The organism is Sphingobacterium sp. LZ11T8 (assembly GCF_024261425.1).
Lineage (GTDB): Bacteria > Bacteroidota > Bacteroidia > Sphingobacteriales > Sphingobacteriaceae > Sphingobacterium.
Map to the genome: position 1 here is coordinate 274667 of NZ_JANBZY010000008.1, position 9615 is coordinate 284281.

Genomic DNA, 9615 nt, shown 5'->3' on the forward strand with positions numbered 1-9615 from the left:
ATATTTATATTATGTCAACAAAAGGGGAACTGCAATTAAATACAATTTGCTATCACTGTGGTGATCCGGTGGAGGATTCTGCCTATATCTTGGAAGACCATCGCTTTTGTTGCCTAGGCTGCCAAACTGTTTATCAGATCTTGAATGATAACAACATGGCATCCTATTATAAGTACAATACCCATCCAGGGAAATCCCAAAAAGCACAAAAGGAGGACCTTTCCTATCTGGATGAACCCAATATCATTGCCAAACTGGTAGACTATCAGGATAATGAACAGGCCATCATTACATTTTATGTACCTGCTATCCATTGTAGCTCTTGTATCTGGCTGCTTGAACACCTATATAAATTGAATCCAGGCGTGAAGACCTCTCAGGTGGACTTCATGAAAAAACAAGCTAGCATCACCTTCAAAAAGGACGAAATTTCCCTGCGTGAACTGGTCGATCTATTGCACAAGATCGGATACGACCCAAAGATCACCCTTCAGGATGTCGTCAAAGAAGGTAAGAAAATAAACCAAAGTGGACTTATTGCAAAGATTACCGTGGCAGGTTTCTGTTTCGGTAACTCCATGATGATCTCTTTTCCGGAATACTTCGGTATGGGCGAGTTTGAAAGACAGTATTCCAATTTCTTCAACTACATGAACTTGGCATTCGGACTCCCAGTCCTATTATATAGTGCCTCCGATTATTTCAAATCGGCCTGGTTGAGCCTCAAGCAAAAACGCCTGAACCTTGATGTGCCTTTGGCCCTCGGGATCTTTGTGCTCTTCTTCCGCTCGGCCTTTGAGATCATTTCCCAGACAGGTCCTGGATTTATGGATACCTTATGCAGTTTGGTATTCTTTATCCTGATCGGAAAATATGTACAACAGAGAACATACTACCATATTTCCTTTGAACGCGATTACCGTTCATACTTTCCTGTTGCGGTAACTGTATTGGATGAAGGTGTTGCAAAGCCCACACAGATCGCTGACCTGCAGGTTGGCGACAGGATCTTGGTCCGCAATAATGAAATTATTCCTGCTGATGCCATTTTGCTGAATGGCAATGCATCCGTGGACTTCAGCTTCGTGACAGGGGAGAGTAAACCTGTTGAAAAGGTGTTGGGGGAAGTGGTTTACGCTGGAGGTAGACAAATGGGAGAGGCTATCGAATTGGAAGTGGTCAAAGCGGTATCCCAAAGTTATTTGACCAAGCTCTGGAACAATGATAGCTTAAAGCAGTATGAAAAGAAATTTGAAACCTTTGTAGGTTTTATCAGTAAATATTTCACCATTGGTCTTCTCATGATTGCCATTGCAGCCTGTGTGTTCTGGATTGTTGGTGGAAATGCAGATAAAGCTTGGGGAGCTTTTACGGCCGTTCTGATCATCGCCTGTCCATGTGCATTGGCCTTGAGCTCGCCATTTACGCTTTCAGCTGCATTGAGCATCTTTGATAAAAACAAGTTGTACATCAAGAATACAGCCGCTATTGAACAGATGGCAGCTATTGAGACCGTCGTGTTTGATAAAACTGGAACCATTTCTTCGCCTACTGCATCCAGTATGTATTTCGAAGGAACCCTGGATCCAATGGAGCGCAATCTCTTGGCTTCCCTATGTCGTAATTCTAACCACCCATTGAGTAGAGAGATTATCAAATGGTTGGGCGATGTTCAGATGTTGAACATAGAAGAGTACGAAGAGGTAGTCGGAAGAGGACAATCTGGAAAATATCAAGATTACAGTATACAGATCGGTAGTGCCAGTTATGTGAATACCGCCAAAGTCGATTTAGAAGGGTCGGTTGTATATGTCAAGATCAATGATACCTTGAAAGGATATTTCACCCTAGAGCAATCTTGGCGTACTGGACTTACCGAAGTCATCAATAAGTTAAAGGCAGAGCATTATGACCTGCATTTAATTTCTGGTGACAACGAACGTAGGGCTGATGCATTGCGCATGATATTTCCCGCAAATGCTAAACTCCTATTCAACCAAACTCCTGCGGCTAAATTGGAAAAAATTACCGAATGGCAGCATCAAGGAAAAAAAGTCTGCATGTTGGGCGATGGATTGAATGATGCCGGAGCATTGAGGAAAGCGGACCTCGGTATTGCCGTATCAGACGATATCAATAATTTCTCGCCAGGTTGTGATGCCATCTTGGATGGTGAGGCATTCCATAAACTGCCGAAATTCTTTGATTTCAGTAAAGATGCCGTCAAGGTCATCAAGATGTCATTTATCATTTCCTTATTGTATAATGTAATCGGTATTAGTTTCGCCGTTCAGGGAACAATGTCACCTTTATTCGCAGCGATCTTAATGCCTATCAGTACCGTTACTATTATTTCATTCACCAGTTTGATGACTAGAGGATATGCAAAACGGAGAAAATTAATTTAACTTTGTACTATGAACATCATATTTTTCTTAATCGGTTGTAGTGTATTGATTGCACTGTTCTTTTTGGGAGCTTTCTTTTGGGCCAGCAAAAACGGACAGCATGAAGATACATATACCCCTTCCGTAAGAATCTTGTTTGACGATGAACCTAATAATCCGGAAACAGAAACTGAACAAGCCGCTCCAAAAAAATAAAATCACAGTTTTTTTACATTCCTAATACCTTTTTGCTTAACACCTTGCTTATCTTTGTGGCGTATGTTTCGACTATTGCATTTCTTGGCGCTATTCGGATACCTCAATGTGCTATGCTTGGAGGTAAAGTCTATCGACCTTTTTGGTTCCGCGAATGTGGTAGCCAACGAAACCTTAGTTGAAGTCGTATTGGAAGAGGTGCTCAACCTGACACATCCTGTGAATTCCGAGGCCCTTCCTGAAATCATCTTCGATGATTATCGCATTCTTTCCCTGTTCCTAGGGTTAATACCATTGGTATTCATCTTTAACTGGTTAATTTCCAGACTTTACAGGATCAAATCAACCTTAAAACATCCGTTTTATCTGTCCAAGACACTATGCCTCCCTGGCTATTACCAGTTCTTGTATAGATACCGTCCTTTCTAATTTCCATTTTTTATATGCTTTCCATTTTGAAAGTATAGGGATTGTTATGCCATCTGCGTAACAACCAACATCTATTGTATTCTATTTTATTTTAATACCCATATTTTATATTGCTATGAAAAAACAACGCATGCTACTACCCGTAGTAGGTTGCGCATTATTAGTTGCATCCTGTACTGCTACCAGTAACGAAAAGACAACTGCTAATGCACCTAAAGTCGTTCCCGTATCTAATTTAGTTCAACTGGATACTGTTGTGTACAAAGAGTATATCGCAGATATCCAATCTCAACGTAATGTGGAATTACGCTCCCGTTTGGTAGGGTTCCTGGATAGGATCTTTGTTGATGAGGGAGCATTCGTGAAAAAAGGACAGGTCCTGTTCTCTTTGGTAGCGGATGAATACAAAGCTGACTTGGCACAAGCTCAGGCAGCAGTCAGCAGTGCTGAAGCTGAAGTGAAAAAAGTAGAACTGGAGATGGAAAGGACCCAGAAGTTGGTTCAGAAAAACATCGTCAGCTCAACCGAATATGATCTATTGAAAGTTCAATTACGTGCCGCTAATGCTAAAGTTGGGGAAGCAGAAGCTGTTTTGAACCAAGCAAGGACAAAATTGTCCAATACGCAGATCCGCGCACCTTTTGATGGCCGTATCGATCGAATCCAATTAAAAGAGGGTTCTTTGTTGGAAGAAGGGTCCCTATTGACCACTATCTCAGATATGGCTAATATGAACGTGTACTTCGATATCTCTGAACAGGAATACCTAGGGATCGCATCTGACTCTACCTTTAATAGAAATAATTTCAAGAAAGAAGTTCAGTTGATCTTAGCAAATGGTGCTACCTATCCTAATACAGGAACTGCTGAGATCGTTGAAAGTGAATTCGAGGCCAGTACTGGATCAATTTCCCTTCGTGCTAAATTCAAAAATCCTGATGGACTATTGAAACATGGTGCTACCGGTAGGATCGGTGTGCCAGTGCAAACTGGTGACCTGCTTTTGGTTCATCAGAAATCTGTTTTCGAAATCCAGGACAAAGCTTACGTGTATACCTTAAAAGGGGATACCGTTAAGATGACCCCTTTCCAGAACGGACGTCGTGTTGGACATTATTATGTCGTAGAAAATGGTTTGCCAGCTGACGCTAAAGTTGTATATGAAGGCGTTCAATCCCTTCGTGATGGAATGGTAATTCAACCAAAAATGGTTAAAAACTAAGAAGGGAGCGAGATTTAATGTTTGAAAAATTTATTAAGAGGCCGGTGCTATCGCTGGTCATCTCGATCTTTATTACCCTTTTGGGTCTATTGGCATTGTTTACCTTGCCCATTACCCAATTCCCTGATATCGTTCCGCCATCAGTAGTTGTAACGGCTAACTATACCGGTGCAAATGCCGAAGTAAGTACCAATGCGGTAGCCATTCCGCTGGAAAAGGCAATCAATGGGGTAGCAGGAATGACTTATATGTCTTCGGTATCCACAAACAATGGTAATACCTTGATCCAAGTTTTCTTTGAAGTAGGTACTGACCCAGATATCGCTGCCGTAAACGTCCAGAACAGGGTGACCACCGTGCTCGATGAATTGCCTGAAGAGGTAATCAAGGCCGGGGTGACCACCGAAAAGGAAGTGAACAGTATGCTGATGTACCTGAACCTGTATACTGATGATGAAACTGCTGACGAACGCTTTATCTATAACTTTACCGATATCAATATCCTGAAGGAATTGAAACGTATCGAAGGTGTGGGCTTTGCGCAGATCATGGGTATGAAGGATTACGCCATGCGTATTTGGGTAAAACCCGACCGTCTTTCAGCGTATTCCATTTCAACAGAAGAATTAGTGGCGGCATTGCGTAGGCAGAATATTGAAGCTGCTCCGGGTCAGACCGGTATCAGTTCGGATAAAACCGTCAATATGCAGCAATACGTATTGCGCTATCCCGGTAAGTTCACCGAAATCAGCGAATATGAAAATATTCCGATCCGTGCCAATGTAGATGGTTCGATTATCCGTATCAAGGATATCGCCGATGTGGAATTTGGTTCCCTGGATTATGAAATGGTATCCAAAACGGATGGTAGGCCATCGGCATCCATCATGATCAAGCAGTTGCCGGGCTCGAATGCCCAAGAGGTTATCCAAAGGGTTAAGGATCGTATGGCGGAATTAAAAGATGCCACTTTCCCGCCGGGAATGACCTATACCATGGGGTATGATGTATCTCGTTTCTTGAATGCCTCGATTTCCAGTGTATTGATCACCTTAGTGGAGGCCTTTATACTCGTTTTCTTGGTGGTATTCATTTTCCTTCAAGATTTCCGGGCTACCATTATCCCGATCTTGGCGGTTCCTGTATGTTTGATCGGGTCCTTGTTCTTCATGCAGATGATGGGATTCTCCATCAACTTATTGACCTTGTTCGCACTCGTGCTCGCCATTGGTATTGTCGTCGACAACGGTATTGTCGTCGTCGAGGCCGTCTATGCCAAGATGGAGGAGGAACACCTTTCTCCAATGGAAGCAACATTGGCGGCAATGGACGAGGTGGGTTCTGCAGTTATCGCTATTACTTTGGTGATGTCAGCGGTATTTGTTCCCGTCGCCTTCCTGTCCGGTCCTGTTGGGATCTTCTATAGGCAGTTCTCCCTGACCTTGGCAGCTGCGATCGTCATTTCTGGTATCAATGCCTTGACGCTTACCCCTGCACTTTGTGCCATTATCCTGCGTTCACCGCATGATAAAAAACCAAGCAATAACTGGTTGGATCGTTTCTTTAAAGGATTCAACAATGTATATAACAGAATTTCCGGAGGGTACAAAGGGTTGCTTTCCAAGATTGCAGGTCGTCGCATAATCACTTTATTAGGGTTAGTTATTATGTTCATCGCAACTTGGGGTTCCGCAGCAATCCTGCCTTCCGGATTTATTCCTACCGAAGATCAAGGTATGATCTATGTGGCAGTAACTACGCCTCCCGGAGCAACGGTTGACCGTACTGAAGCGGTATTGAATGAAGTTGACAAGATTTCCAGAGAATTGGAAATGGTAGAAACGGTTTCCATCCTCGCTGGATATAGTATCGTAACTGAAGTTTCCGGTGCTTCCTATGGTATGGGGATGATCAACTTGAAGGCTTGGGATGAAAGAAATGAATCGGTAGATGATGTAATGAAAATCCTTCGTGAGAAAACTGCGCATATCGCCGATGCAGAAATCGAATTCTTCCCGCCACCGACCGTACCAGGGTTCGGTAACTCCTCGGGTTTCGAGCTGAGGTTATTGGATAGGTCCGGTAATGAAGACCTGAATCAGACCAATGAAGTCGTAAATGAGTTCATCACTAAATTGGAGCAAGATGAGGTGATCGAAAGTGCTTCAACAACCTTTGATGTTAACTTCCCACAATATATGCTGAAGATTGATTATGATCAGGCGGCCAAAAAGGGAATATCGGTAGAAAATTCAATGAACACCTTGCAAACCCTGTTAGGTAGTTTATATGCGACCAACTTTATCCGCTATGGACAGATGTATAAGGTAATGGTGCAATCCGATGCCTTTGCTAGACAACGTCCAGAGGATGTGTTGAACCTATATGTAAAGACCGAAGAAGGTGAAATGGTTCCTTACTCATCCTTTATGACGATGGAAAGGGTTTATGGTCCGGAGCAGATTACACGTTATAATATGTTTACCTCAGCCATGATCACCGGTCAGGCAGCCCCGGGCTTCAGTTCCGGTCAAGCTATCGAAGCCGTAGAACGCATTTCTGCTGAACTTCCGCAGGGTTATGCCATCGAATGGTCAGGGATGACGCGTGAACAGAAAATTTCAGGTAACCAAGCGGCCTACATCTTCTTGTTATGTTTGGTGTTTGTGTACCTATTGTTGGCGGCTCAATATGAAAGCTTCTTATTGCCTTTGCCTGTATTGTTATGTCTGCCTGCCGGATTGTTCGGAGCATTCCTGTTCCTTAAGGTCTTTGGTCTGGAAAACAATATCTACGCGCAGGTGTCACTGGTCATGTTGATCGGTCTATTGGGTAAGAATGCGATCCTGATCGTGGAATATGCCAACCTGAAACGTAAGCAAGGTATGGATGTGCTGACAGCTTCCATTGAAGGTGCGGTTGCACGTTTGCGCCCAATCTTAATGACATCCTTTGCATTTGCTGCAGGTTTGATCCCGTTGATGCTGGCCAATGGTGCCGGTGCTATAGGTAACAGAACCATTGGTTCTGCTGCAGTAGGAGGTATGGTTATCGGTACTATTATCGGGGTAATCGTAATTCCTGGTTTGGTCGTTCTTTTCTCAAAACGTGAAAAGAAAAAGAAAATCAAGCAAGCTGCGGTTGCTGTAGCGGTACTGCTGTTCATTACCTCTTGTTCAGTGCCTAAAGCAACGGTACAAAAGGATATTTCTCCGACCTTGACCGGACAGGCCGATCAGGTCATGAAAGATTCCAGCTCCGTAGGAAGCTTAGCTTGGCGCAATGTGTTTACGGATGCCCAATTGATTTCTTTAATTGATTCGGCATTGATAAATAACCTGGATGTCCGTCAGGCCATCCACAGGATCGAAATGGCACAAGCTAATTTCAAGTTCCGAAAATCTGCGCTGTATCCTAGTTTGGATGCTGCAGTGGAAGGGGGCTTGAGAAAGTATGGCCATTATACGGAATCGGGAATCGGAAATTATGATTCCAACTTTTCGGATAACCTCAATGATGATGAGAAAATCCCGGAACCTTTCATCCCTGATTATTTTGTGGGTGTCCGTTCTTCTTGGGAATTGGATCTGTGGGGGAAACTGAGAAATAGGAGAGAAGCTGCTTTCTTGAACCTCATGTCCGAAAGTGAATTGAAACGCCTGATCGAAACGGAATTGATTTCATCGATAGCCTCTTCTTATTATGAATTGATGAGCTTAGACGAAAAGATTCAGGTCTATGAAGAGAACATTAAGCTCCATGAACGTGCCCTGGAGATAATCGAAGCACAGAAGGAGGCGGGCCGTGCCGATGAGTTGGCCGTGCAGCAGTTCAAATCACTGTTGTCCCAATCTAAAGCTAATCGTGCGCATGCAGCCCAGGAAATCCTTGCCTATGAACATCAGATCAATTCCCTTTTGGGAAGGGTCTACCAACCTATCGATAGGAATAGCAATGGAATTGGCAGCAATCTCCTGTTCCAAGACCTGACCGTCGGCAATCTGGACGAGCTATTGAATAACCGTCTTGATATCCGCAAAGCGGGCATGGATCTTCAGGCAGGATTCCATGAAATGGAATCTACCCGCTTGGCATTCTTGCCGACCGTGGCGATCTCTCCGTATTTGGGATTGCAGTCTTTCAGCTTTGACAAGCTTTTCAGTTTGGACAAATCTGTGACCTACGGTCTTTTTGGTGGAATTACCATGCCGATCTTCAGGCAGCGCGAATTGAAGTCGGAATATGAAAAAATGAAAGCCTCCTATGGGATAAGCTTTCTGGAATATGAAAAAACCGTCCTGAATGCAGTCAATGAAGTATCCCTGGCCTTGAATACTCAAGATGCCATTGTTGCTCGTGCGATGCATGTGAAGGATCAGGTAGCTGCGTTGGAATCGTCCATCGGAGCTGCGGAAGAACTGTTTATAGCAGGCCGGGTTACCTACCTGGATATCATCACTGCACAAAAAGGCTTGATCGAAGCACAAGTTGCCGATGTGGACATCAACAAGGAGAAGATGCTGAATCAGGTCGTTCTCTATAAAGCCTTAGGTGGTGGATGGCAATAAATGGGTAAAGTAAAATAGATGGTGTGGGTGGACTTCGGTCCACCCATTTTTTTTTGGATCGATTTTGAGGTGTTTTTTTGGTTGTCTCCTTCGGGACTCGTTCGGGGCATGTTCGGGAATGGTCCGCAGAGAACAGGTAAACCGGCCGGAGCGTACCCGAGGGCGCATTGGGGATTTGGTCGCTCGCGTTGCGAATTTTCGGAATGTGGGTCGAATGAGGTCAGGTGGAAAGGGGAGGATGTTGGACCGGGATTCCCTTCCTGTCCTGGTCCATCCTCGTATCCTTTCCATCCTGGTCCTTTCCATGTTCTTGGTCCATCCTCCCATCCCTCTAATCCTGGTTCAGACCCGTCTTTTGGAAAAATTATCTGGCAATGCTACAGCGAGTTAGCTGGCGGCGGTAAAAATACTTTGGCCTCCCCCTTGGAAGTGAACGTATTTTGTCCCTATCTTTGCACCACTCCGCAAGGGAGGGACGGCCTAACGGCCACTGAAACACGGGAAGGAAAAGGGATGAGGAAGGGCCGCGACCGGCACGACCGAAACCACCGAGAAAAGGGCCTCAAAAAATATTTGAAAAAAGATTTTGCGGTTTCGAAAAAGGTTCCTACCTTTGCAGTCCCAACCAAGGGAAACAGCGAGGGACGCGATGTCCGGAGCGAAAGAAAATGACAGATTGCGACCTTCCGATGCGGAAGGGAAACAACATAAAAAAGCCGAAGCGAGATGCCCAGGCGCGATAAGTTCTTTAAATGATCATGTAGCGCAGCGACCCGTACGAGAGTACGGTAGC

7 protein-coding genes are annotated in these 9615 nt (G+C 44.3%); all 7 read left to right on the forward strand.

Going from position 1 to position 9615, the window contains the following annotated elements:
• Positions 1-11 precede the first annotated feature (11 nt).
• Complete coding sequence (locus tag NLF99_RS17925; protein ID WP_254529901.1) at positions 12-2408, forward strand: heavy metal translocating P-type ATPase metal-binding domain-containing protein; 2397 nt, start codon at positions 12-14, stop codon at positions 2406-2408.
• 9 nt (positions 2409-2417) lie between these two features.
• Positions 2418-2603, forward strand: a complete 186-nt coding sequence (gene ccoS, locus NLF99_RS17930; protein WP_185210392.1) for a cbb3-type cytochrome oxidase assembly protein CcoS — start codon at positions 2418-2420, stop codon at positions 2601-2603.
• Positions 2604-2666: 63 nt separating this feature from the next.
• Positions 2667-3032 (forward strand): hypothetical protein, encoded by a 366-nt coding sequence (locus NLF99_RS17935; protein WP_185210391.1) that lies wholly within the window; start codon positions 2667-2669, stop codon positions 3030-3032.
• Between the two features lie 115 nt (positions 3033-3147).
• Positions 3148-4254 (forward strand): efflux RND transporter periplasmic adaptor subunit, encoded by a 1107-nt coding sequence (locus NLF99_RS17940; protein WP_185218166.1) that lies wholly within the window; start codon positions 3148-3150, stop codon positions 4252-4254.
• A 17-nt stretch (positions 4255-4271) separates the two neighbouring features.
• A complete protein-coding gene (locus tag NLF99_RS17945; protein ID WP_254529903.1) occupies positions 4272-8822 on the forward strand; it encodes an efflux RND transporter permease subunit in 4551 nt (1516 codons plus the stop codon).
• Positions 8823-8940: 118 nt separating this feature from the next.
• On the forward strand, positions 8941-9213 hold the full coding sequence (locus tag NLF99_RS17950) for a hypothetical protein (RefSeq protein WP_254529905.1): 273 nt from the start codon (positions 8941-8943) through the stop codon (positions 9211-9213).
• Between the two features lie 222 nt (positions 9214-9435).
• On the forward strand, positions 9436-9615 hold a 180-nt coding region (locus NLF99_RS17955; protein ID WP_254529907.1), incomplete at its 3' end, for a hypothetical protein.

What these genes read in the sequence shown, in the direction of transcription:
- NLF99_RS17925 (WP_254529901.1), top strand. Translation starts at nt 12, where the DNA reads ATGTCAACAAAAGGGGAACTGCAATTAAATACAATTTGCTATCACTGT.
- ccoS (WP_185210392.1), top strand. Translation starts at nt 2,418, where the DNA reads ATGAACATCATATTTTTCTTAATCGGTTGTAGTGTATTGATTGCACTG.
- NLF99_RS17935 (WP_185210391.1), top strand. Translation starts at nt 2,667, where the DNA reads ATGTTTCGACTATTGCATTTCTTGGCGCTATTCGGATACCTCAATGTG.
- NLF99_RS17940 (WP_185218166.1), top strand. Translation starts at nt 3,148, where the DNA reads ATGAAAAAACAACGCATGCTACTACCCGTAGTAGGTTGCGCATTATTA.
- NLF99_RS17945 (WP_254529903.1), top strand. Translation starts at nt 4,272, where the DNA reads ATGTTTGAAAAATTTATTAAGAGGCCGGTGCTATCGCTGGTCATCTCG.
- NLF99_RS17950 (WP_254529905.1), top strand. Translation starts at nt 8,941, where the DNA reads ATGGTCCGCAGAGAACAGGTAAACCGGCCGGAGCGTACCCGAGGGCGC.